Genomic DNA, 21,913 nt, shown 5'->3' on the forward strand with positions numbered 1-21,913 from the left:
CACGGTGAACGTGATGTCCGTGTCCCGCGTCGTCGTCCGGACATGGCGTCCGGTGGAGCGGGATATCGGTATCTGTGTTGATGGTGCAACGACCTTACTCCGAAGGCAACTTGCGCATCACGTGAACGGATAAGCTCGCTTTTGGGGCTGTTCCTTGGGGGGAACACAGAGGTGCCGGGGGAGGCGAGCGTCCATGTCCGATACCGACGGTCACAAACCGTTCGAGGGTCGCACGCTGCTGGTCGTCTCGACGAACTACGCGCCGGAGCTGACGGGTATCGGCCCGTACGCCGCGCAGCTCGCCGAGCACTGGGCCGCGTCGGGGGCCGAGACCCACGTGCTGACCGGCATGCCGCACTACCCGTCCTGGCGGACCGAGGCAGGGTACCGGGGCGTGTGGCGGGTCACCGAGAAGCGGTCCGGGGTCACCGTCCATCGGCGAAGACACTATGTGCCACCGCGCCAGAGCGCTCTGCGCAGAGCCGCGTTCGAGGCGACGGTCCTCGGGCACGGCCTGCTGGCGCCGCCCGTCTCGCCCCCGCCGGACGCGGTGATCTCCCAGATGCCCAGCCTCGCGGGCGGTGTCATGGGGGCCCGGCTGGCCCGCCGCCACCGTGTCCCGTACATACCGGTCGTGCAGGATCTGATGGGCGCGGCCGCCGCGCAGAGTGGTATCCGGGGCGGTCAGCGGGCGGCGGCCGTCGCCTCGTCGGCCGAACGGTACGTGCTGCACGGCGCCGCCCTCGTCGGAGTCATCCACGAGACCTTCGTCCCGCGCGTCACCGCGTACGGCGTGGACCCGGGACGCATCCGCCTCGTCCCCAACTGGTCGCATGTGCGGGCACCTTCGGCCGACCGGGCGCGGACCCGGGCGCGACTCGGCTGGAGCGAGGGCATCCCCGTGGTCCTGCATTCCGGGAACATGGGACTCAAACAGGGCCTGGAGGTCCTCGTCGACGCGGCCCGGCTCGCCCCGGGGATACGCTTCGTGCTGATGGGGGACGGGAACCAGCGCGAGGCGCTGCTGACGCGTGCGCCGGGCCTGCGCAACCTCGACTTCCTGCCGCCGGCCGACTCCGAGGAGTTCACGGACATCCTCGCCGCCGCCGATGTGCTCGCGGTGACCCAGCGGTCGTCCGTGCTCGACATGAGCGTCCCGTCCAAGCTCACCTCGTACTTCGTCTCGGGGCGTCCCGTCGTCGCCTCGGTGGCCGAGGGGGGAGGCACCGCGCAGGAGATCCACCGGTCCGGCGCCGGGATCCTCGTCACACCGGAGGACCCCGCGGCGCTGCTGTCAGCCGTACGCAAACTCGTCGAGGCACCGGCCGAGGCGGCCCGGCTCGGCGCCAACGGACCGCGGTACGTCGCACGTCACCTGAGCCAGGAGGCGGGTCTGGCCCGCTTCGACGCACTGCTCACCGAGGTCCTCGCGGACGCACAAGGGAGACCACGCCGATGACCCACCCGATCCGGGCCCTGGAGGACCAGGACGAACCCGCGCTGCTGAGGGACCAGTTCCGCCAGCTCCTGCGCTACCGGGCACTGCTCGCCTCCGGCGTCGTCCTCGGGCTGCTCGGCGGCGGCTGGCTCGCCCTCGGCGGCGAGGAGAGCTACACCTCGACGGGCGAGGTCGTCGTACGCTCCGCCGCGTCCGACCCCTTCGCCGCGGGCGCCTCCGCCGACAAGGGCATCAACATCGGCTCCGAGCGGCAGACCGCCGTCAGTGACACCGTGGGGACCCTGGCCGTCGGTTCCCTGGCCAGGGCGGGCGACCGGGTGGAGGTCGGCACCCTGCTGTCCGGCCTCCAGGTCACCAACCCGCCGAACACCCTCGTGCTCCGCTTCGCGTACACCGGTCGCACCCCTGCCCTGGCCAGGGGGCGGGCCCAGGCGCTCGCCGACGCCTATCTGGAGATCCGCAGGCAGCGCACCGAGGACAGCATCGCCAACATGGTCGACGGCTACCGCGCCCAGCTGGAGCCGCTCACCGAACAGCGCGACCAACTCGCGGAGCAGACCGGCAAAGGCAACGACGTGGCCGGCGCGCGGGCCAACCTCGTGGTCTCGATCTCCGAACTGAGCCGGAAGATCTCCGAGTTGCGCGCCCTGGACACGACCCCCGGCTATCTGACGAAGAAGCCCGTCGCGCCCACCGAGCCCACCGGTGCGGGACTCCCCCTGCTACTGGGACTCGGAGGTGTCGTCGGGCTCGCGCTCGGGCTGCTGCTGTCCTGGGTGCGCCTCGTCTTCGACCCGGCCGTGCGGTCCACCCGGGAGCTGGTCAGCTCGCTCGGGGCCCCGCTGCTCGGCACCCTGCCCAGGGAGCGGGCATCCGCGGGCGGGCTGCTCGCCATCGGACGGAGCGGGAGCCGGCTCGCCGAGGAGTACCGGGCGGTCGCCTTCCGGCTCGCCTACGACCCGTCGTTCGCCGAGCGCCGCAGACTCCTGGTCGCGGCCCCGCGCGGGGCCGGTGACGAGGCCGCCGACGCCGCGGTCAACCTGGCCGCGGCCTTCGCCGAGATGGGGCGTTACGTGCTCCTGGTCGAGGCCGATCTGCGCACCCCGTCCCTGGCCGGGGACCTCGGCCCGGCCGTGCGGGGAGCCCGGCCGCGCTGGGGACCGGAAGGCCGACGGGCCTGGCCGTCGGACAGCCGGATGAATGTGGACGTACCCGGTTCGGGCGCCTTCACCCTGATAGCGGGCCGGCGCACGGACAACGTGCCGCGCGCCCTGACGTCCGCGCCCGTCGGAAGGATCGTCGCCGAGGGCGACCGGCCGGGCGCCGTCGTCATCGTGCTGGCCCCGCCCGTGCTGTCGTACGCCGACGCCGTCGCGCTGATCGACCGGGTGGAGGGCGTCGTGGTGGTCTGCGACCCGCACGAGGTGCACCGCAGCGACCTGGAACGGATCCGCGAGATCATCGGAGCGGCCGGCGGTACCGTGCTCGGAGCGCTGCTCCACCCCGGCCGGAACCGCCACGAGCGCCGGGCCCGGAAGAAGGCCGCCAGACGGCGCGCGGGCGGGGGCCGACCCGGCCGGGACGGAACGGGCAGCGGCCCGGAGCGCGCCGGTGACCCCGCCGAGACGCTCGGCCTGCGCCCCTTCGACTCCACCGCGGGACACAGATGAAGGCACGTACCGCGATCGTCTGCTCGGTCGCGGACCAGGGCGTGGCGGCGCTCACCAACATCCTGGTGCTGGTGGCCGCCGCCCGGCTCTCCACCGTGGCCGACTTCGCCCGCTTCTCGGCGGTCTACCTCGTCTTCACCGTGCTGCTCGGGGTATGCGGCGCCTACACCGGTCAACCGCTCGTCCTGCGGCGCGGCGAGGGCGACGAGATACGCGGCGCCTGCCGGTCGTCGGTCGCCTTCACCCTGCTCGCCGCGGCCGGGCTCGGCGTCCCGCTCGCCGCCGTCTGTCTGCCGCTGCCGGGTGCCACCGCACGTGCCCTGATGATGCTGGGACTCGTCCTGCCGGTGGTCCTGGGCCAGGACACCATGCGCTACGCCTTCTCCACCCTGCACCTGCCGCACCTGGCCCTGGCGGGCGACGTGCTCAGACTGGCCTGTGTGCTGGGCGCGCTGGCCGTGCAGCCCCATGGTGTCCCGGCCGCCCGGCTCGTCGCCGCCTGGGGGCTGTCCGCGCTGCCGGCCCTGCTGCTGTCGGCCGTCCTGCTGCACCGCAGGGTGGCCGGAACGCCCCTGCGGCTCATGGTCCTCCTGCGACGCGGGCATCTGGGGCGGCGCTTCGTGGTGGAGTTCGGCGTGGGCAACGCCGCCGGCCAGCTCTCCGTACTGGGGCTCGGCATGGTCGGCAACCCGCTGGTGGTCGGTGCCCTGCGCGGCGCGACGACGCTCTTCGGACCGCTGAACGTGCTGTTCACCTCCGCCACCGGCTTCGGCCCGCCGCTGCTCGGACGGCTGGCCTCCGAACGCCGCAGGGTACGCGCCACGGCGCTGCTCGCCGCGATCCTGGCCGTCGCGGCCGCCGCCTGGGCCACCGCACTCGCCCTGCTGCCCGACGGAATCGGCCGCCATCTGCTCGGCGACACCTGGCCCACGGCGGCCGCCCTGCTCCCGGCGACCGGCAGCCAGTACGCGGCGATGGCCGTGGGCACCTGCGGCCTGCTGGCCCTCCGGATGCTCGACCCCCGTACCACCCTCTCCATCCAGGTGGTCTTCTCGCTCGCCGCCGTGGCCTTCCTCATCGGCGGCCATGTGCTCGGCGGGGTGCCGGGCGCGGCCTGGGGCCTCTGCCTGGGGTCCGTCTGCAAGGCCGCGGCCACCTGGACCCGGGTGGTCCGGCTGAGACGCCGCGCTGCCATGGACCAGGCCCCCGTCACGGCGAACGCCGTCCGCTCCGGCTCCTGAAACCGGTGATCAGCAACAGGCAGAGAGCCGCGATCGCCTGCTTCCCGACGGCCTGCAACAGTGGGCCGCGCAACAGAATGAAGGAGTACCCGGCGATCAGCGGAGCGGCGATGGCCAGAACGCTGCCGGGGCCGTCCCGGGAGACCGCGCGCGCGTAACGCCGGTCGGTGCGCGCGGCGGCGTATCCGATCAGTGCGAACGCGCCTGTCATGCCCGGTGCACCGAAGTCGACCCAGATCTCGGTCCACAGCGGCGCCGACAGGTTGGTCATGTTCATCCCCATCCACTGACCGACGCGCACCCCCGTGTCCTCCGGCTTGCCGCTCCACACCGACCGGGGCACGAAGAAGAGCGCGGAGCCCGCCAGTTGGCGCCCGTAGGTGTGGCTCCGGGTGTCGATCCAGGTGATCGTGTTGGCGAACATCACCGTCTGGTCGTAGTCCTTGGTGGCGAGCGGCTCGAAGACCGACGACGAATCCACCGGCCGGTACCCGGCGCTGTCGTAGCGGAACCGGTCCGCGTACGGGAACAGCACCAGTGCCCCGACCACCCCCATGGCCAGCACCGACCGGTACATCGCCGCACTGCTCGGGAACGCGGTGAACAGGAATGAGACCAGTACGGTCAGGAACCAGTAACGGGCGTTGGACACCGGGTTGTTCACGACCACGTTGAGGACCAGCAGCGCACACCAGACCAGGACCGTCGAGGGTGAACGCCGCGCCCTGCGCGAGGTCACCAGCCGACGCGTGTAGAAGAGCAGCCCCAGCAGCGCCGGTACCGTACCGAAGCCCTTGAGGAAGGCCGATCCCACATTGGACTGGCCCGATGCCACCCCGCTGGCCGCGACCGAGGCGCTGATCTCCTGCCTGCTGGTGAAGAAGACGGCGGGCCCGCCGAGCTTCAGGATGTAGTAACCGCTCGCCGCGAAGGCCAGCACCACCAGCAGCCTGAGCCGCACCCGGTGCGCGGTGGCCGGGCCGCTCCCGGAGCGCGCCGCGGTCCGGCGGCGCAGCGGGCGCCGGGAGGCCAGCAGCGCCCCGAGGTCGAACGCGGCACACCCCACCAGGATCAGCGCGACGGCCGTCACCAGATCCGACCGCGGTCCGACCATCGGGGTGGGGGTCTGCCCGATGACCGCCTGCGCGAACGGTGCCACCCCCATCGCGATGTACACGAACATCCAGAACACGCCCTGCAGCAGACGCCGCCGCGTGGACAGAACCATCGTCGCGAGCCTGGCCCCCGCGTAACAGGTCAGCACGAGTTGCAGCCAGTACGCGGTGTCCCGGACCCCGCTCCCGGGCTGCGCGGCGATCACCGCGGGCAGGAAGCAGACCAGCCCGAGGATGAGGGGTACCGCCAGGGCACGCGACAGCATGGCCCACGACATGGGCTTCGCCGGCGGCTGGACCGGGTCTTGCGGGCCGTGCTCCGGTACGGGTGCGGACGGCGCCGCCTCACGCACGGACGTCATGTGCTCCCCGTTCCGTGGACCTGTGAACACTCTAACGAATCAACCCACTTGGGAGGTTTGGATGACTAGGCTGTAAACGGTCGTCCGAGGTCGAGGGGAGCCCTGGTGAAGATCCTGCACGTCGTCACACTGCACACCCCGGACCACGCGTTCGGCGGCCCGACAAGGGTGGCACTCAACCTGTCGAAGGCCCAGCGGGCCGGGGGCGACGACGCCCGCGTCATGGCGCTGGGCGACGGCTTCGGCGGTCGGTTGCCGCCCGAGGCCGAGGGAGTGCCGGTTCACCTCTTCCAGGCCCGCCACCTGCTCCCCGTCTTCGAGGTCAGCGGCATCACCTCCGGTGCACTCCTGCTCGCCGCCCGTCGCATGATGCGCGGCGCCGACCTCGTCCATGTCCACCTGATGCGCGACCTGGTGACGCTGCCCGTCGCACTGCTCGCACTGGCCTCCCGCACCCCCCTGGTCGTCCAGACGCACGGCATGGTCGACCCCACCGAGAATCGGGTCGCCCGGCTGACCGATTTGCTGGGGGTGCGCAAGGTGCTGCGCGAAGCCGACGCCGTGCTGCATCTCACCGAAACGGAACGCCTCGATGTGAACGCCGTCGCCGCACCGGTGCCGTTGACCAGGACCGTACGGCTGGTCAACGGCGTACGCCCGCAGGAACGCAGGCCCGCCCGCGAACCGGGGCGGCCGCCGACGATCCTCTTCCTCGCCCGTATCCAGGAGCGCAAACGCCCCGAGGACTTCGTCGCCGCGATGCCGGCAGTTCTCGCCGAGCACCCGGACGCCCGGTTCGTGCTGGCCGGACCCGACACCGGAGCGCTGTCCGCGACCCTCGAACTCGCCCGCGAACTCGGGGTTCTGGACTCCCTCGACCATGTGGGACCGCTCGGCCACGAAGAGGTTCTGGCGGCGGGCCGACAGGCCGATGTGTACGTACTGCCGTCGATCGAGGAACCCCTGGGCGTGTCCGTCCTCGAAGCGATGTCGGTCGGCACTCCGGTCGTCATCACCCGCACCTGCGGACTCGGTCCCGATGTGGCGCGGGCCGGCGCGGGCCGGGTGATCAACAGCCTGGTCGGCGAGGACGGGGAGAACGCACGCAAGGTGGCCCGGGCCGTCCTCGAACTCCTCGATCCCGAGGCCAATGCCCGGGCCGGCAAGGCCGCCTGGGATCTGGTCAACGAGGATTTCACCATCGAGACCGTGACCCGGACCCTCCGGCGGACCTACGAGGACGTGGTCCGCCGGAAGGGTCACCGTGTCACACGGTCTTCCCCTCACGGGACTTGAGCGCGATCTGCCAGCGGTAGAAGCTCATCGCCAGCGCGAAGTCGAACCCCGCACGTCCGTCGAGGAAGCCCCGCCGGTACAGATACATGTACGCGAACGACACCAGGGGCTTCAAGGGCGCCTTGTGGAACAGCTGTCCCTGGCGGGACTTCACCCTCCGCACCTGCTCCTTGACCTCGGGGTGATGCTCCAGCCACGCCTCCCAGTCCGAGTAGCGGTTGTGCCGCTCGAACCAGGCCGTGACCGGATCGAGATCCTGGTGCTCGATCGGATTGCGGAGGGAGCCGGCTGACTCGGCGACCGGCTGGTAGTGCCCCTCGACCTCGCCGATGCCCGGCGCTTCGAGATCTCCCACCTCCGGGTACCGGCAGCGCGTGCGGTCGGTCAGCGACCGTTTGCGGATGGTGTAGCCGTGCCGGAGCCGCTTCCCGGAGAACCAGTAACCCAGCGGTATGTCGTACGCGGCAGGTTTCGGCGTGCCGGGATCGGCGAAGACCTGCCGCAGTTCGGCCAGCAGCCCGGGGCTGAGCCGCTCGTCCCCGTCGAGCAGCAGGATCCAGTCCAGATCCGTGCGGACATGGTCCAGACACCACTGCTTCTTGCGCGGGTGACCGCCGTCCCAGGTGTACGTGACCACCTCGGCCCCGCACTCCTCGGCGATCTTCGCCGTCTCGTCCGCACTGTGCGAGTCGACGACGACGACCGCCTCGAAGTGGCCGAGCACGGACTTCACCGCCTCGGCGATGTTGAGCCCCTCGTTCTTCGTGGGGATCGCCACGGCGATCGGCAGTTTGCTCATCCATGCTCTCCTTCGGGCAGCCAGGCGTAGCAGCCTGTGGAGGTGAAGGCACGGGCCGATTCCGGGAGGGTGATCTCGGCCCGCTTCCCGGAGGCGGCGGAGCCCGATCCCAGACTCCTGCCGTTCGCCCCGGTGATCTGCCAGGTGCAGTTCGCGGTGGGGGAGACGTCGTGGTAGCGGCCCGGCCGGAGCTGCGCGTTCTCGTAGGTGCCGTCCGCGTACCCCCGCGCCGCCTCCTTCACCAACTCCCGGTGCTGGTGGCAGAGATGTTCGACGGCGGGTTGCGCCTCGGCGATCTCGCCCGTCACGATCGCGCCGACCGCGACGTCCCGGTCGGCCTTCACGAGGTAGGTGAGCCTGTCGCAGGTCTCCTGGCCGGTCTGGAGCACGGCCGCCGGGTCCATGCCCCTGGGCACCCGGTCGACGAGATACTCCTTCTGCTTTCTGGTGAACGAGCCCGTGGCAGGGGTGAGTTCATCGGTGGGCAGGCGGGCCGGTTCGCTCGCCCGCGGAGCCGCAGGGCCGCTGGACGCGGTGGTGGCGGGACCGGCCGACGGGGCCGTGACAGGGGTCCGCGTGGCCGACGGCCCGGCGCCGCTCGCCCCCGGGTGCCCGTCAGAGGACGAGCCGCATGCGGCCAGTGCCGCCGTCAGTACGACGACGGCGGCACCGGCCCGGAACGGATTCCTCATCCACCCGTCCTCAGGGCGTAGTGGGCCCTGACCTGCGGGCCGCTCAGCGTGGTCGGGTAGACGGCGGTCTCGTCGATCTCCCCGGCGAAGAAGTTGCTCGTCGGCCTGCTCGGCCAGTTGTTCAGGTTGTCCCCGCCGACCCGCCAGTATCCGCTGGAGTTCTGGTTTCCGGTGTACCGGGCGCTGGAGGCGCGCAACTGCCCGTCGACGTACAGCGCCATGCCGCCGGTGCCCTGCAGCGCGACGACATGGTGCCAGGCACCGTTGTTGTAGGCCGCCGGCGTGGTGATGGTCCTGGTGCCGCCGCTGTAGACCCCGAAGACGAGCCGCCCGTCGTCGCGCATGTACACATGCTTGTCGAACTGCGTGCTGTTCTGCATGGTCACATTGCCGAAGCCGATGATCTTCCCTCCCCTGGTGGTCTTCGTCTTGATCCAGGTCTCGACCGAGAACCTGGCCGGATGCGGATGGCGCCTGTTGCTGTACGCGTACTGGTTGGTTCCGTTGAAGCCGATCGCGGTCGACGGACCCGCGACGGCGGCCGGAGTCCGGCGGTAGGCGGGGGAGTTGCGGAGGAACCCGTTGTCCAGCCCCTTGCCGGTGTCACTGGCGAACGTCGACGTGCCTTCGTCGTACCGCCAGTACAGCGAGGCGCCGTCGGCCAGCACTCTCGCGGGGTACTTCTCGGCGGCGGACGTCACGGTGGCGGACAGAGCGGGCGACTTGGCGCTGGTGTTGGTACCGTCGTCGGCACTGATCCGGTACGAGTGGGTCTCACCCGGGGCGACGTCCGTATCGGTCCACCTCAGCTGCGGCCGGTCCCAGAACAGCGAACGCCCCGTCGTGGTGTAAACCGGGGTGTTCGCACCGTCCTTGTAGATCCGGTACGTGAGCTCCCCGTCGTCGGCGTCGTAGCTCGTCTGCCAGTTGACCTCCACCTTGCCCGGGGCGACCGTGGACAGGCTGACGTTCGGAACCCACGGAGCCCCGGTGTCGGGGCCGTCTGCGAACCGGGTCAGGCCCTGCTGCGCGGAGCCGTTGACAGTGGTGAACTCCCCGCCCACCCACAGGTAATGGTGGCCGCCCTTGTCGGTCTGTGCCATCACCCGGGGCCCGACCGGCTCTCCGATGCCGTCGTTGGTGTCGGGGAACCAGGGGAGCAGCTTCGGGTCGTCGACGGACTGGGCCAGCAGGTGCTTGCGGGGCTGGTCCGGGAACTCGCCCATGCTCGCGCAGTCGTGCGCGTGACTCCCGCTGTACAGGACGCCTTTGTGGACGAGGACGGCTTGTGTGGCACCCAGACAGGTGTCCCGCCAACGCTGCTCGAAGTTGCTGAGGTTCAGCGCGATCCGGCCGTCGAAGACACCCCCTCCGGTGCCCTCGTTGGCGGTGTAGAAGCCGGTGGCGTCCGTCGTCAGGTCCTGCACCGTGGAGGTGTTCGGAATGAACCCGGCCGGATAGCTCTTGGCGACGGCCCCGGTGGTGGCGTCCACCACGGCCAGCGCGTGCGAGGTGATGCCGTTGACGGTGAAGAAGTCACCACCGATCAGTACACGCTTGCCGTCGGGTGTCAGCTCCACGGCCCGGCCCACCTCGTCGGTGTTGGCCTTCCACGGCTTCAGCGACGCGCCCGTGGTGACCGCGGCGAACTTGTTCCGGGTCTGCCCCGCCACGTTGTTGAAGTCACCGCCCAGATAGACGGTGTCGGCCGTGACGGCCAGGGCCCGCACCGTCGCGGAGACGGAGACCTTGAAGTCCTGGCGCGGGGTGCAGGTCGCGGTGTCGATGGCGGCGATGTTGCTCACTTTGACCCCGTTCACCGCCCCGAACTGCCCGCCGGCATAGAGGGTCTTCTGGTCGGGCGAGAGCGCCAGGGCACGTACGGTCGCCGTCCCCGACGAGAGGGTGAACGACAGCTTGCAGCCGGTCGGCTCACCGGTTGCCGCGTCGAACGCGGCGAAGTTCACCGAGGGCTGTTCGGAGGTGCCGGCGGCCGCGTTTGGCGGCCGGACGGTGGAGAAGGTGCCGCCGGCGTAGACGACACCGGCGTCCGACGCGGCCATCGACCAGACGATGCCGTTGGTCTGCCAGGTGGTGAGATCGTCCGCGGTCAGTGAGACCGGCGGGGTGAGGGCCGCGGCCGGGGAGCCCCCGGACGCGGTGGCGGTCAGCGCTCCGGCGAGCAGGCAGAGTGCGGCGGCCGCAGCCCGTGCCCGGGCGCGTCCGGTGGGTCCGCGCCCCGTACTTCCGTTCATCATTCGGCTCCGAGGGTGAGAACGAGCTGCGGCCGGAGGGCCGCCCTTCCTGCCTCGTCCGACCGGCGGCGGCGACGCTCCGCCCCGCTGCCGGTGAGGGCGAGTGAGTGGTCCGTGCCGGGGGCCCGGACCGGTGCGGACGCACACAAGCCCACCGGAGAACGGTGGGGGCAAAGGTCGCGCCCGGGCCGGTCCCCGGCGCGGCCGTGACCGGCGGCCGGGTGGCGTGGGGGAGTACCGGACGCGCCGGTGACCGGCACGACGGTCCCGCCGTGTGCGGGGTCCGGACGTCTCATCGGTCCACCCGGACGGCGGCTCCGGCGAGTTGATCGGAGAGCTGGCGGATGTCGGCCTCGACCATGATCCTGGCGAGTTCCTGCGACCTCACCGCCGGTTTCCAGCCGAGCAGTTCCTCGGCCTTGGCGGCGTCACCGATCAGCGCGTCGACCTCGCTGGGCCGTTCGTACTTGGCGTCGTAGCGGACGTGCTCCCGCCAGTCCAGGCCCGCGTGCGCGAAGGCGTACTCCAGGAACTGCCGGACGCTGGCCCCCTCGCCGGTGGCCACCACGTAGTCGTCCGGGCCGTCGCACTGCAGCATCCGCCACATCGCGTCGACATACTCGGGGGCGTACCCCCAGTCGCGCACTGCATCGAGATTGCCCAGATGGAGGTGGGTCTGCAGACCCGCCTTGATCCTGGCCACCCCGCGCGTGATCTTCCGGGTCACGAAGGTCTCGCCGCGACGCGGGGACTCATGGTTGAAGAGGATCCCGTTGACCGCGAACATTCCATATGCCTCACGGTAGTTGACGGTCGCCCAGTAGGAATACACCTTGGCGACGCTGTACGGGCTCCGCGGATGGAACGGCGTCTTCTCGTTCTGCGGCGGCGGGGTCGCGCCGAACATCTCCGACGACGACGCCTGATAGATCCGGGTGTCGATACCGCTCGCGCGGACGGCCTCCAGCAAGCGGATGGTGCCGAGACCCGTGATGTCACCGGTGTACAGCGGGGCGTCGAACGAGACGCGGACGTGCGACTGGGCGCCCAGGTTGTAGACCTCGTCCGGCCGGATGTCGCGCAGCAGATTCACCAGCGCGACCCCGTCGGCGAGGTCGGCGTGGTGCAGGACGAACGAACGGTTCTCCACCTCCGGGCCCTGGTAGATGTGGTCGATCCGCTCGGTGTTGAAGCTCGACGAGCGGCGTATCAGTCCATGGACCGTGTACCCCTTGTCGAGCAGCAGCTCGGACAGGTACGAACCGTCCTGTCCGGTCACGCCGGTGATGAGCGCGGTCTTCGCCACGACTACCCCCTCTGTGTTCGTCTGAAATGCTGTTGGTTCTCACCGAAATATCGAAATTGAGCGATCTGCGGCACAACGTCACCGCGATCGGTGGCTGCTGGCACAATCCGGGCCATGACGACCGATCTCCCCGGCCCTACCCAGGAATCCGTCCGCCCCCTCCTACGATCCGGCGCCCGCGTATTCGTCGCGGGCCACCGCGGCCTGGTCGGCTCGGCAGTGGTGCGCCGTCTCACCGCCGCCGGACACGAGGTGATCACCCGCGATCGTGACCGCCTCGATCTGCGCGACGCCGCGCGGACCGAGGAGTTTCTCCGCCGGGTCCGCCCGGACGCCGTGGTACTGGCTGCCGCCAAGGTCGGCGGAATCCTGGCCAACAACGCGTACCCGGTGCAGTTCCTGGAGGACAACCTGCGCATCCAGCTGAGCGTCGTCGCCGGAGCGCACACGGCCGGTGTCGAGCGGCTGCTCTTCCTCGGCTCGTCCTGCATCTACCCCAGGCGCGCCCCGCAGCCGATCCCCGAAAGCGCCCTGCTCACCGGTCTGTTGGAGCCGACCAACGAGGCGTACGCACTGGCCAAGATCGCCGGAATCGTACAGGTCCAGTCCTACCGCCGGCAGTATGGCGCCGCGTACATCAGCGCCATGCCGACCAATCTCTACGGCCCGGGCGACAACTTCGACCTGGAGACCTCGCACGTACTTCCCGCGCTGATCCGCCGTTTCCACGAGGCGGGGCGGGACGGGGCGCCCGTGGTCACGCTCTGGGGCTCCGGCAGCCCGCGCCGCGAGTTCCTGCACGTCGACGACCTGGCCGCGGCGTGCCTCCTGCTGCTGGAGCGCTACGACGGCGACGAACCCGTCAACATCGGCTGTGGTGAAGACCTGACGATCCGTGAACTGGCCGAAATCGTAAGGGAGGTGACGCGTTTTCAAGGGGTCATCGAATGGGACGCGTCGAAGCCCGACGGCACCCCGCGCAAACTGCTCGATGTCTCCCGGCTCACCTCTCTCGGCTTCGTACCGCGGATCGGCCTGCGCGACGGGATAGCCCGGACGTACGCATGGTGGCTGGAGCGGCGGACCGCACAGGTCTGAGCGGACCCGACGGATCCACCGGCGCGGACCGGCCGCCGCAACGCGACGGCCGGCCGTCGCTGCGGCCCCGCACGGCCGGTCGTCCCGCACTCCTCGCATCGACGGCCGCCGCTCTCAGTACGCCCCACGGCCGTCGGTGACGGCGCGCAGCGTCCGGGCCATGAGCCCCATGTCCGTGATCACCGACCAGTTGTCGACGTACCACAGGTCGAGCGAGACGGTCTCCTGCCAGGACAGGTCCGAACGCCCGCTGACCTGCCACAGACCGGTCAGCCCCGGTCTGACCGCGAGGCGCCTCAGCTCGCGTTCGTCGTAGCGGGACACCTCCTCCGGCAGCGGAGGCCGTGGACCGACCAGTGACATGTCGCCCCGGAGCACATTGAGCAGTTGCGGCAGCTCGTCGAGAGACGTCCGGCGCAGCAGACGGCCGATACCGGTCACCCGGGGGTCGCGGCGCATCTTGAACATCGGACCGTCGTTCTCGTTGGCCGTGAGCAGCTGTTGCTTGCGGCTCTCGGCGTCCACCACCATCGTCCTGAACTTCCACATCGTGAACGGCCGGTTGTGCTGTCCGTGCCGGATCTGGCGGTGGAACGCCGGCCCGTCGGAGCCGAGCCGCACCGCCGCCCCGATCAGCAGCAGCACAGGTGCCAGGACCAGCAGGCCGAGTGCGGCGCCGACGCGGTCCACCACGGCCTTCAGGACCATCTGCGGTCCCCGCCGCAGCGGGGGTGCGATGTGCAGCAGCGTCAGCCCGGCAGCGGCGGCCGGCCGTACCCGGTCGGCCGCGATGCCCGAGAGCTCCGACAGCACGGACAGGGGCAGCCCGCCGTCGTGAAGCCCCCAGGAGAGCCGGCGCAGCCGCTCCTCGGAGAGCTGCGGCCCCGGCACCACCAGGGCCAGGTCCGCATCATGGGCGAACGCCCCGCCCAGCACCGTCGACGCGTCGTCCTCGGCCGGTGCCGGTGCGAGCCGGCCCGGCACCTGGACCTGGCACTCCAGGGGAGCGGCCCCCACCGGTATGGCGGCCACGACCTGGTACGGATGGTCCGCGCGGGAACCCAGCAGCCGCACCGCGCGTTCCACCCTCGATGCTTCCCCGACCACCAGTACCCGCCGGACGGTCCGCAGCCGCCGTCCCGGCCACGGCAACCGCCTCAGACCCAGAACCGCGGCGCCCGCCAGCAGGCCGGGCAGCAGTGCCACGGCCGCCGTCGCGGGATCGACCGCGTCACCCGTCAGGGTCCGCAGAACGGCGAGCACACCGATGAGCAGCAGCCAGTCGCCGGCCGTGCTCAGTCCCCCCGCAGGGCCGTTTGGAGGCCGGTCCGCGTACCGGCCGCGTGCGGCCCGCACGCCGGACCACGCCAGCGCCGCCACCGCCGCCGCGACCGCCGCCCGCGGCTGTCCGCCGGCCCGCAGGACGAGCCATGCCGGAAGCCCCAGTCCGAGAAGCTCGGCGCCGACGACAACCGGCAGACGCCGGCCCGTCCTTCTCTTCGCCGTGATCGGTCCCGGACGTTCACGCTGTACGGCCGGCGCCCTCGACTGATCGTCAAATGCCTTGCCGCGAGGCCGATGTGAAGCAGTTCGTGGACGCGGCGCCCCAGCCAGCCCCACCGGTCCTGATCTGTCCGAATCGGGTAGCTCGACACGCCCCATGAACCCCCCAGTCACAGTTGCATCGCCATAAACGGGGCGCATCCGCCGATCCCATGGACTGACGGATGCGCCCTCGCTCGGTGCACGATATCCACACACGTGCCAATTCGCTGGAGTTCCAGTGAAGTTCAGACATGCGCACTGACTCGGAACTCGTCCCGTTCCGCGCTGGATCGCTTGGTCTGTAGGTGACTGCTCACATTTGTAGGGTTCCGGAATCGGATGGTGTGCGGACATGTAGGTCACCGGTTGCATGGTTCCACCAACAGGATCGTCCGGGAGGATGCACCATCGGGATCAGGCCAGTGGGCCAGAGGCGAAAGCGGGACATGCGGTGGCTTCCGCGGAGAGGAACCGAGCCGGAAACCTCACCTCCGGTGCGCGACGGCCGAGCGTGCCCCGCTTTGAGGCCGAGCTGCGGCAAACGGTGTCCGCCTCGACTGCGGAGCACGTGTTCGGCATCGGGCATTCCTTCAACACCGTCACCGGCACCCGCGGCGACCCGGTGCCCGTGGCACGGGCTGCCGGCGGGATCGGGATCGGCCGGAAGGCCGGTGCCGTCGGCGCGGGGCTGCTTTCCCAGGAGGAAGGCGGGGTCAGAGGCCGTCGAGTTCGTCCTCGGGCCGGGGCGGCCAGCTGCCCGACGCCCTGCCCGGCGCGAGCCGGTCCACCACGTCGGCCAGTTCCTCGCAGGCACGCTGGATTCTCCGGCGGATGTCGCTCTGCTCGGTGACGACGGCCGCGAGAAGGAGTGCGGTCAGGGCGACGGAACCGTTGAACACGGCAAGGTTCACCATCACGTGAAGGCTGGTGTGGCCCTCGAACGGCCCCACGCCCTGGGTGCCCGCGACGACCGCCAGGACCGACACCAGAAGGGCACACGGCGCGCTGCCCGCCAGCTGGAAACGCAGCGCCGCCCAGATGATCAGCGGAAATACCAGGTAGATCATCGCCAGTGAGGTCCGGGTGGCCAGCAGCGAGACCGCCACGGAGGCGACTGCCAGCGCAATCGCCTCGATCCACGGGTCGGTGGCTCGCGGCATCCGCACCTTGCGCAGCACCAGCAGCAGTGGAGTGACCACGAGTACACCCATCGCGTCCCCCGACCACCAGGCGGTCCAGACCGGCCAGAAACCGCTCAGCGGCAGGTTGTCGTCGACCACCAGCATGGAGGTGCCCACGGTCGCACTGATGACCATGCCCCCGAGCGCGCCGAGGAAGACCAGCCCGACACCGTCGCGCAACCGGTCCAGCTCCCTGCGGAATCCGGCCTTGCGGAGTATCAGGTACGAACAGACGGGAGCCAGGGTGTTGCCCGCCACGACGACGACGGTGGGCAGCGAGACCGAGTCGCTCAGTGTGGCGATGACGCACAGCGAGCCCAGTGCGATCCCGGGCCAGGCACGCAGCCCCAGGTAGATCAGGGCCGCCAGCGCGATGCCCGTCGGCGGCCAGAGCGGGGTGACGACCGCCCCCTGGACGTACACCCCGCGGATCAGACCGAGCCCGCCGGCCAGGTAGTAGACGGCGGCTACGGCCAGGACGGGAAGTGCGGCCGACACCGCCCGTATGGCTTTCTCGCTGCTGCTTTCCTTGCTGCGGATCACACATCTCATCAGACACCGACCCGGACGGGTGGCGGCTGTTTGACACGCTGGGCCCGGACCCGGCCGTCACTCCCCGTCGGGAGCCGCCCCGTGGCGCAGGACGAGAACGGCGGCGTCGTCCTCGTGCCCGGTCCGCTCCGCCGCCCGCAGGACCGCGTCGGCCAGCTCGTCGGCGTCGGCGGCGACCCGGGAGACCACCAGCCTGGTCACTGCGTCCAGCCCTTCGTCGATGGGGAACGATGGCCCCTCGACCACTCCGTCGGTGACCAGGACGAACGCGCCGGGGCTCGTCAGGCGCCGCCGGGTGACCGGGTAGTGCTCACCCGCCCGGATTCCCAGAGGCAGACCCCCTTCGTCGTCGGCGAGACCGGAGCGTCCGTCGGCGGTGGCCCACACGGCGGCGACGTGCCCGGCGCGGGCACTGTGGAGCTCCCGGGAGACCGGGTCGAGGCGGGCAAAGGTACAGGTGGCGAAGAGGCCGGAGTCCACCGAGAGCAGCAGGTCATTGGTCCGGCCCACGACCTCGCCGGGGTCCGCGGCGGTCGCGGCTATCGCCCGCATGGCGATGCGGATCTGGCCCATGAAAGCGGCGGCCTCGACATCATGGCCCTGCACATCCCCGATGGCGAACGCCAGCGCGCCGTCCGGCAGCACGAATCCGTCGTACCAGTCGCCACCGATGTCCAGTCCGCTGCGGGCCGGCGTGTACCGGGCGGCTGTCTGCAGACCCGGGAGGGCGGGCAGTGCCGAGGGGAGCATCTCGCGCTGCAGCGCCTCGGCCAGTTCCACCCGCGCCCGCTGCAGTTCCACCTCGCGGCGTGCCCGCGAGGTGAGCTGTTGCAGGGTGGTGAGCAGTTCGCCAGCGCTCGCCGCACGGGGAGGACGACGCCGGTTCATGGGCGGCTCCGCACTCGGTGGAAATGACTCCCCACATCCTATTTCGGCGCTGCGATCCCCGCAGGACGAGCTCCGGCGCCGTGAATCCGGCAGGACGGAGCCGGAACGCGCGAACGGGCCCGGCCGGAGGGATCCTGGTGGCAGGACCGCGTCGTGGCGGCGTACCGAGTCCGCGCGCGGCCGCAGGAGGTGGGCGATGACACGCACGCTGGAATGGACGGTCCGTGTCGGTCTGTCCGAGGAGGACGGTACGACCAGGGCGGAGGCGGTGCTGGAGACCGGCTCGGACACGCTGGTGGGACACGGGGTCGCCCGCTGCAACCCGCAGGACGTGGACGTCCCCGCCATCGGCGACGAACTCGCGGCGAGCCGTGCCATGAAGGACATCGCCGCGCAGTTGATGAAGGCCGCCGACCAGGAACTGGAATCGGTCGGAGCCGGACCCGCCACCGGGCCCGTCGCACCGCCGTACGCGTGGTCCGACACCACGGCCTGAGCGCCGGGGTGTCCGGGGAATCCGGGGAATCCGGGGAAGGATATGACCCGCATGCCGATGAAGCCGGCCGGTGCACGGTGCGTGGCCGAGCCCCGACTGCGGCCGGTCCGGCGCCTGGCCCTCCCGGAGGCGGCCGATGCGTGAGATCCTTCCGGCACTCAGCCGCTGGTACAGCGCAGGGAAGCCGTTCGGGCTCGCCACCGTCGTCGCGGTCAGCCGCAGCGCACCGCGCGGCCCCGGCGCGGCGATGGCCGTGGGCCCGGACGACGAGGTCGTGGGCAGCGTCTCCGGCGGGTGCGTCGAGGGCGCGGTCTTCGAACTGGCCAAGGAGGTCGTGGAGACCGGCCGTGCCCAGCTCCGCACCTTCGGCTGCAGCGACGAGGACGCCTTCGCGGTCGGCCTCCCCTGTGGCGGCGAGATCACCCTGCTCGTACGTCCCGTGACGCCCGCGCACGACGCCGCCTTCGGCGAGGTCGCCGCGTCGGTCGCCGCGCACCGTCCGGTGGTGGTCGCCACCGTGACCGACGGCCCCGCCCCGCGCGGGGCCGCCCTCGCCGTCCGGCCGGACACCGTCTCCGGCTCGCTGGGCGCGGGGGGACTCGATGCCGCCGTCATCGCCGACGCACGAGGTGAACTCGCCCAGGGCGCAACCGGCTTGCGGCACTACGGCCCCCACGGCGAACGTCGCGAGGACGACGTCACCGTGTTCCTCCAGTCGTTCTCCCCACCGCCCAGGATGCTGGTCTTCGGTGCCATCGACTTCGCCGCGGCGGTGGCGAGGATCGGCGTGTTCCTCGGCTACCGCGTCACCGTCTGCGACGCCCGCCCCGTCTTCGCCGATCCCCGGCGCTTCCCGGACGGCGCGGAGGTGGTCGTCGACTGGCCGCACCGGTACCTGCGCGCCACCGAGATCGACGGGCGGACTGTGATGTGCGTCCTCACCCACGACCCGAAGTTCGACGTACCGCTGCTGGAGGTGGCCCTGCGCACCCCGGCCGCGTACATCGGGGTGATGGGCAGCCGGCGGACCCACGAGGACCGCCTGGCCCGGCTGCGCGAGGCCGGTCTCGGCGCAACGGAACTGGTGCGACTGCGCTCGCCCATCGGCCTCGACCTGGGCGCGCGTACCCCCGAGGAGGTGGCGGTTTCGATCGCGGCGGAGATCGTCGCACTGCGCTGGGGCGGCACGGGCAGTCCGCTCGCGGAAACGTCCGGGGCGATCCACCGGCCGCGCCCGACAGCCGGCTGACCCGGCCGCCGTACGCATCCGCTCTGCCTGTCCAGGCCGGTGCCACCGCGAGAGGGCGCACCGGCCGTGTCACTTCGGGTTTCTGCCGGCGGGCGCCCGGCGACAGCTGTTTCCCCAAGCTCTCCCCAGCTCGAACGCAGCTGAGAGCTTGGGGAAGGAGCGTCGGCGACTGACGACAACGCCGGAGGCGGAGGACCCGGACACCGCGACGCCGCTGACCATCGGGGGCGAGGCGGTCAGTCGGCCCCGAGGGCGTCCTCCACCATCGCCGCGAGCGGCGGGTAGCGTCGGCGGCGACAGGCTCTCAGCCGGCCAGGCCGAAGTGCCGTTCGACGATCGCCGCCGCATCGGTGCCGCGCGGCAGGATGCCGTACTGGTGACCGCGGTCCTCGCCGAGCCGGGCGGCGACGAACGCCTCGGCCGCCGCCGCGGGGGCATGACGCAGCATCAGCGAGGACTGCAGAGCCAGCGCCATGCCCTCGACCGTCGCCCGCGCGCGGGTCTGGGCGGCGAGCGGGTCGCGCAGATCCGCGGCCAGATCCTGGCGCATGCGGCGGATGTGAGCGTCCAGCACGGGACTGGCTCCGGCGGTGGTCTCCAGTTCGGCCCAGAAGGCGTCCAGTGACTGCGGGGTCCTGGCCATGCCCCGCAGCACGTCGAGGGCGATGACGTTGCCGGAGCCCTCCCACACCGCCATCACCGGCTGCTCGCGGTAGCGCCGGGCCAGCGGCCAGTCCTCGGTGTAGCCGTTACCTCCCAGGCACTCCAGCGCCTCGTAGGCGTGGTGCGGACCGCGCTTGCAGATCCAGTACTTGGCCACGGCCGTCGCCAGCCGCCGGAACATTGCCTCGGACTCGCCGCTGTCGGCCTCGTACGCGTGGGCCAGGCGCAGTGAGGTCCAGGTCGCGGCCTCCGTCTCCAGCGCCAGATCGGCGAGGACCGCCGTCATGGCCGGCTGGTCGGCCAGCCGGGCACCGAACGCGCTGCGATGCCGGGCGTGCCAGATCGCCTCGGAGACCGACTGGCGCATGCCTGCGGTGGTGCCGAGCACGCAGTCGAGCCGGGTGTGGTTGACCATCTCGATGATGGTGGGAACGCCGCGGCCGGGCTCGCCGACCCGTACTGCCCAGGTGTTGTCGAACTCCACCTCGGAGGAGGCGTTCGACTTGTTGCCGAGCTTGTTCTTCAGGCGCTGGATGCGGGCCGTGTTGAGGGTGCCGTCGGCCAGTACGCGCGGTACGAGGAAGCAGGTGAGTCCGGCCTCGGCCTGGGCCAGGACCAGGAAGGCGTCCGACTGCGGGGCCGAGAAGAACCACTTGTGGCCGGTCAGCAGGTGGGCCCGGCCCTCGGCGTCCGAGGCCACCGGGACGGCCCGGGTGGTGTTGGCGCGGACGTCGGAGCCGCCCTGTTTCTCCGTCATCCCCATGCCGAACGTCAGCCCGGACTTGCGGCCCGGGGCGATCAGCCGAGGGTCGTACGACCGGCTGAGCAGGCCCGGCAGCCAGTCCTGTCCCACGTCCGGATCGCGCTGCAGGACCGGGACCACGGCATGCGACATGGACATCGGGCAGCCATGGCCGGGCTCGATCTGGGCGAAGAGCATGAACGACGATGCCCGCGCCACGGCCGCTCCGGGCTTCGGGTCGGCCCAGCCCGCGGTGTGCGTGCCGTGGCCCACCGCCGCGCCGATGACCTCGTGGTAGGCGGGGTGGAACTCGATCTCGTCGACGCGGTTGCCGTAACGGTCATGGGTGCGCAGGACCGGCGGGGAGGTGTGGGCGAGCTCCGCGGCGTTCTGGAACCGCTCGGAGCCGACCAGGGTGCCGATCTCGTGCAGCTCCGGTTCGTGCCAGGCGGCGCCGAAGGCCCGGACGGCCTCCGTGAGCGGCAGGTTGGTGCCGTACTCGTCGAGATCCTTCCTCGGCGGGGCCTGGTTGGTGACCTCATGGGTGGGACGCGGTGCGGGGGCGTCGGGCCGAAGGCCGGTCCGGTGCGGGGCGATGGTCATCGCGGGCTTCCTGTTCTGGGCCGATGGGCGGGCGTCGGGATGCGGATGGGACGGGGAACGGGCGTCTTTGCGCGGGGGCCGGGATCAGGCGCCGTCGGCTCCGACCGCTCTCAGGCACAGCGCGGTGATGCCCGCCACGACCGGTTCCGGTTCGGTTCGCTCACCGACCGGTGACAGCGGGCCGAGCAGTGCCTCGCCGACCGCCCCGATGACGGCGGCAGCCGACAACTGGGCGTTCTGCGCGGGGAGTTCCCCCGCTGCGATACCGGCGGCGATGACCGACTCGGCGAGGGTGTGGTAGCCGCGCCGGTAGGTCAGCCGCTCCCGCTCGACGAGCGGGTCGACCGGTTCGGCCAGCAGCGCCCAGGCCGTACGCGGGTTGCGCAGTGCGCGGTACGCGAAGACCTCGACCAGGGCGCGCAGCTGCCCGGCGGCCCCGTTGCGCGCCCGTACCGCCTCCCGCACCGTGCTGAGCTCATGACCCGCGACATGGCGGAAGACCGCCGCGAGCAGCTCCTGCTTGGAAGCGAAGTGGTTGTAGACGCTGCCGGTGGCGACGCCGGCGCGGTCGGCGATCGCCGAGATGCCGGCCGCCGCGTACCCGCCCTCGGCCAGCAACTGCCGCGCGGCGTCCAGCAGCCGCTCGCGGTGGGCGCGCCGGGTCGCCTCCGTGCGGGCGGTGGGTCGGTAGGCCATGATGA

The 21,913-nt window shown here is 71.2% G+C and carries 17 protein-coding genes; 7 read left to right on the top strand and 10 right to left on the bottom strand.

The window, feature by feature from the left end; genetic code table 11:
- Positions 1-193: 193 nt before the first annotated feature.
- From ACF08M_RS16160 to ACF08M_RS16170, 3 genes are read left to right on the top strand one after another with little or no spacing between them, the layout of a single operon-like run.
- The gene (locus ACF08M_RS16160) at positions 194-1,459 is read left to right on the top strand and encodes a glycosyltransferase (protein ID WP_392185888.1); all 1,266 of its coding nucleotides are present in this window, start codon (positions 194-196) and stop codon (positions 1,457-1,459) included.
- Entirely contained in the window at positions 1,456-3,129 is a 1,674-nt protein-coding gene (locus ACF08M_RS16165; RefSeq protein ID WP_392185889.1) for a lipopolysaccharide biosynthesis protein, read from the top strand. Before ACF08M_RS16160 ends, ACF08M_RS16165 begins: the two co-directional genes overlap by 4 nt.
- Positions 3,126-4,370 (top strand): hypothetical protein, encoded by a 1,245-nt coding sequence (locus ACF08M_RS16170; protein WP_392185890.1) that lies wholly within the window; start codon positions 3,126-3,128, stop codon positions 4,368-4,370. Before ACF08M_RS16165 ends, ACF08M_RS16170 begins: the two co-directional genes overlap by 4 nt.
- Here the strand turns inward: ACF08M_RS16170 and ACF08M_RS16175 are convergent.
- Positions 4,339-5,847, bottom strand: a complete 1,509-nt coding sequence (locus tag ACF08M_RS16175; RefSeq protein WP_392185891.1) for a hypothetical protein — start codon at positions 5,845-5,847, stop codon at positions 4,339-4,341. The two genes, ACF08M_RS16170 and ACF08M_RS16175, sit on opposite strands and share 32 nt — an antisense overlap.
- 105 nt (positions 5,848-5,952) lie before the next feature.
- Here ACF08M_RS16175 and ACF08M_RS16180 point away from each other — a divergent pair, with 105 nt between their 5' ends.
- Positions 5,953-7,143 carry a glycosyltransferase gene (locus tag ACF08M_RS16180; RefSeq protein ID WP_392185892.1) on the top strand — a complete coding sequence of 397 codons (1,191 nt, stop codon included), beginning with the start codon at positions 5,953-5,955 and terminating at the stop codon, positions 7,141-7,143.
- On the opposite strand, the gene ACF08M_RS16185 is transcribed toward ACF08M_RS16180, so the two are convergent.
- The 4 genes from ACF08M_RS16185 to gmd all read right to left on the bottom strand — a co-directional run bounded on the left by ACF08M_RS16185 (position 7,115) and on the right by gmd (position 12,195).
- A complete protein-coding gene (locus tag ACF08M_RS16185) occupies positions 7,115-7,942 on the bottom strand; it encodes a glycosyltransferase family 2 protein (protein WP_392185893.1) in 828 nt (275 codons plus the stop codon). The genes ACF08M_RS16180 and ACF08M_RS16185 overlap by 29 nt on opposite strands.
- Positions 7,939-8,634: a hypothetical protein gene (locus tag ACF08M_RS16190; RefSeq protein WP_392185894.1), complete on the bottom strand. Its 696-nt coding sequence runs from the start codon at positions 8,632-8,634 to the stop codon at positions 7,939-7,941. Before ACF08M_RS16190 ends, ACF08M_RS16185 begins: the two co-directional genes overlap by 4 nt.
- Positions 8,631-10,892, bottom strand: coding sequence for a LamG-like jellyroll fold domain-containing protein (locus tag ACF08M_RS16195; protein WP_392185895.1), 2,262 nt, complete (start codon positions 10,890-10,892; stop codon positions 8,631-8,633). Before ACF08M_RS16195 ends, ACF08M_RS16190 begins: the two co-directional genes overlap by 4 nt.
- Before the next feature lie 289 nt (positions 10,893-11,181).
- Positions 11,182-12,195 carry a GDP-mannose 4,6-dehydratase gene (gene gmd / locus ACF08M_RS16200; protein ID WP_392185896.1) on the bottom strand — a complete coding sequence of 338 codons (1,014 nt, stop codon included), beginning with the start codon at positions 12,193-12,195 and terminating at the stop codon, positions 11,182-11,184.
- A 114-nt stretch (positions 12,196-12,309) separates the two neighbouring features.
- Here gmd and ACF08M_RS16205 point away from each other — a divergent pair, with 114 nt between their 5' ends.
- Complete coding sequence (locus ACF08M_RS16205) at positions 12,310-13,293, top strand: GDP-L-fucose synthase family protein (RefSeq protein ID WP_392185897.1); 984 nt, start codon at positions 12,310-12,312, stop codon at positions 13,291-13,293.
- 114 nt (positions 13,294-13,407) lie between these two features.
- Here the strand turns inward: ACF08M_RS16205 and ACF08M_RS16210 are convergent, their stop codons facing one another.
- The 3 genes from ACF08M_RS16210 to ACF08M_RS16220 form a co-directional block, all read right to left on the bottom strand.
- Complete coding sequence (locus tag ACF08M_RS16210; RefSeq protein WP_392185898.1) at positions 13,408-14,955, bottom strand: exopolysaccharide biosynthesis polyprenyl glycosylphosphotransferase; 1,548 nt, start codon at positions 14,953-14,955, stop codon at positions 13,408-13,410.
- 596 nt (positions 14,956-15,551) lie between these two features.
- Entirely contained in the window at positions 15,552-16,571 is a 1,020-nt protein-coding gene (locus ACF08M_RS16215) for an MASE1 domain-containing protein (RefSeq protein WP_392185899.1), read from the bottom strand.
- Positions 16,572-16,628: 57 nt separating this feature from the next.
- Entirely contained in the window at positions 16,629-17,459 is an 831-nt protein-coding gene (locus ACF08M_RS16220) for a PP2C family protein-serine/threonine phosphatase (RefSeq protein ID WP_392185900.1), read from the bottom strand.
- Between the two features lie 196 nt (positions 17,460-17,655).
- Between ACF08M_RS16220 and ACF08M_RS16225 the strand changes: the two genes are divergently transcribed.
- Positions 17,656-17,955 (top strand): DUF1876 domain-containing protein, encoded by a 300-nt coding sequence (locus ACF08M_RS16225; protein ID WP_392185901.1) that lies wholly within the window; start codon positions 17,656-17,658, stop codon positions 17,953-17,955.
- A gap of 136 nt (positions 17,956-18,091) precedes the next feature.
- Entirely contained in the window at positions 18,092-19,204 is a 1,113-nt protein-coding gene (locus ACF08M_RS16230) for an XdhC family protein (RefSeq protein ID WP_392185902.1), read from the top strand.
- A 304-nt stretch (positions 19,205-19,508) separates the two neighbouring features.
- Here ACF08M_RS16230 and ACF08M_RS16235 read toward each other — a convergent pair whose 3' ends face one another.
- The gene (locus tag ACF08M_RS16235) at positions 19,509-21,212 is read right to left on the bottom strand and encodes an acyl-CoA dehydrogenase family protein (RefSeq protein ID WP_392185903.1); all 1,704 of its coding nucleotides are present in this window, start codon (positions 21,210-21,212) and stop codon (positions 19,509-19,511) included.
- Between the two features lie 84 nt (positions 21,213-21,296).
- Positions 21,297-21,908, bottom strand: a complete 612-nt coding sequence (locus tag ACF08M_RS16240; protein WP_392185904.1) for a TetR/AcrR family transcriptional regulator — start codon at positions 21,906-21,908, stop codon at positions 21,297-21,299.
- Positions 21,909-21,913: the final 5 nt, after the last annotated feature.

Source organism: Streptomyces sp. NPDC015032, from assembly GCF_043080425.1.
Classification (GTDB): Bacteria; Actinomycetota; Actinomycetes; order Streptomycetales; family Streptomycetaceae; genus Streptomyces.

Excerpts from the sequence above, each read along its gene's own strand:
- ACF08M_RS16185 (WP_392185893.1), bottom strand. The coding sequence starts at position 7,942 with ATGAGCAAACTGCCGATCGCCGTGGCGATCCCCACGAAGAACGAGGGG.
- ACF08M_RS16205 (WP_392185897.1), top strand. The coding sequence starts at position 12,310 with ATGACGACCGATCTCCCCGGCCCTACCCAGGAATCCGTCCGCCCCCTC.
- ACF08M_RS16240 (WP_392185904.1), bottom strand. The coding sequence starts at position 21,908 with ATGGCCTACCGACCCACCGCCCGCACGGAGGCGACCCGGCGCGCCCAC.
- ACF08M_RS16230 (WP_392185902.1), top strand. The coding sequence starts at position 18,092 with ATGCGTGAGATCCTTCCGGCACTCAGCCGCTGGTACAGCGCAGGGAAG.
- ACF08M_RS16170 (WP_392185890.1), top strand. The coding sequence starts at position 3,126 with ATGAAGGCACGTACCGCGATCGTCTGCTCGGTCGCGGACCAGGGCGTG.
- ACF08M_RS16210 (WP_392185898.1), bottom strand. The coding sequence starts at position 14,955 with ATGGGGCGTGTCGAGCTACCCGATTCGGACAGATCAGGACCGGTGGGG.
- ACF08M_RS16225 (WP_392185901.1), top strand. The coding sequence starts at position 17,656 with ATGACACGCACGCTGGAATGGACGGTCCGTGTCGGTCTGTCCGAGGAG.
- ACF08M_RS16175 (WP_392185891.1), bottom strand. The coding sequence starts at position 5,847 with ATGACGTCCGTGCGTGAGGCGGCGCCGTCCGCACCCGTACCGGAGCAC.
- ACF08M_RS16220 (WP_392185900.1), bottom strand. The coding sequence starts at position 17,459 with ATGAACCGGCGTCGTCCTCCCCGTGCGGCGAGCGCTGGCGAACTGCTC.
- ACF08M_RS16160 (WP_392185888.1), top strand. The coding sequence starts at position 194 with ATGTCCGATACCGACGGTCACAAACCGTTCGAGGGTCGCACGCTGCTG.
- ACF08M_RS16165 (WP_392185889.1), top strand. The coding sequence starts at position 1,456 with ATGACCCACCCGATCCGGGCCCTGGAGGACCAGGACGAACCCGCGCTG.
- ACF08M_RS16195 (WP_392185895.1), bottom strand. The coding sequence starts at position 10,892 with ATGATGAACGGAAGTACGGGGCGCGGACCCACCGGACGCGCCCGGGCA.
- ACF08M_RS16215 (WP_392185899.1), bottom strand. The coding sequence starts at position 16,571 with ATGAGATGTGTGATCCGCAGCAAGGAAAGCAGCAGCGAGAAAGCCATA.
- ACF08M_RS16235 (WP_392185903.1), bottom strand. The coding sequence starts at position 21,212 with ATGACCATCGCCCCGCACCGGACCGGCCTTCGGCCCGACGCCCCCGCA.
- ACF08M_RS16190 (WP_392185894.1), bottom strand. The coding sequence starts at position 8,634 with ATGAGGAATCCGTTCCGGGCCGGTGCCGCCGTCGTCGTACTGACGGCG.